Source organism: Bradyrhizobium sp. P5_C12 (assembly GCF_054049735.1).
The window spans coordinates 1-845 of record NZ_JBFULU010000139.1; the positions used below are offsets into that span (position 1 = coordinate 1).

Genomic DNA, 845 nt, shown 5'->3' on the forward strand with positions numbered 1-845 from the left:
GCGGCGGCTATCTCGGCAGCTTCACGCTCAATACCACCAACCACGATACCGGCAATGGCGGCTCGATCGGCTGGAGCTTCTCGGTCTCCGACAGCGCGCTGGATTCTCTGCAGGCCGATCAGACCCTGACCCAGAAGTACGACGTGACGATCTCGGATGGTCACGGCGGCACCGCGGTCCAGACCGTGACGGTCACTATCACCGGCACCAACGACGCGCCGGTCATCACCTCGGCGGCACAGTCCGGCAATGTGTCGGAAGGCGACGACCTGCCGGCCGCGGCCCAGACCGCCACCGGCCAGGTCACCTTCTCCGACGTCGACAGCAGCGACACCCACACGCTCTCGGTCGGCGTCGCCGCCGCCCACGGCACCGCCACCGTCGACCCCGACGGCACCTGGCATTACATCGTGCTCGACGGCGGCGCCGTCGATGCGCTCGCCGCCGGCGAGCATCTCGCCGACAGTTTTACGGTCCAGGTCGACGATCATCATGGCGGCCTCGCCACCCAGCAGGTCGTGATCGACATCACCGGCACCAATGACGCCCCGGTCATCACCTCGGCGGCACAGTCCGGCAGCGTGTCGGAAGGCGATGACCTGCCGGCCGCAGCCCAGACCGCCACCGGCCAGGTCACCTTCTCCGACGTCGATGCCAGCGACACCCACACGCTCTCGGTCAGCGTCGCCGCCGCCCACGGCACCGCCACCGTCGATCCCGACGGCACCTGGCATTACACCGTGCTCGACGGCGGCTCGGTCGACGCGCTCGCCGCCGGCGAGCATCTCGCCGACAGTTTTACCGTCCAGGTCGACGACCATCATGGCGGTCTCGCCACCCAGGTC

1 protein-coding gene is annotated in these 845 nt (G+C 68.6%); it reads left to right on the top strand.

Going from position 1 to position 845, the window contains the following annotated elements; translation table 11 throughout:
- Positions 1 to 845: VCBS domain-containing protein (locus ACXJMY_RS37980; RefSeq protein WP_456624466.1), on the top strand; the 845-nt coding region annotated here is incomplete at both ends.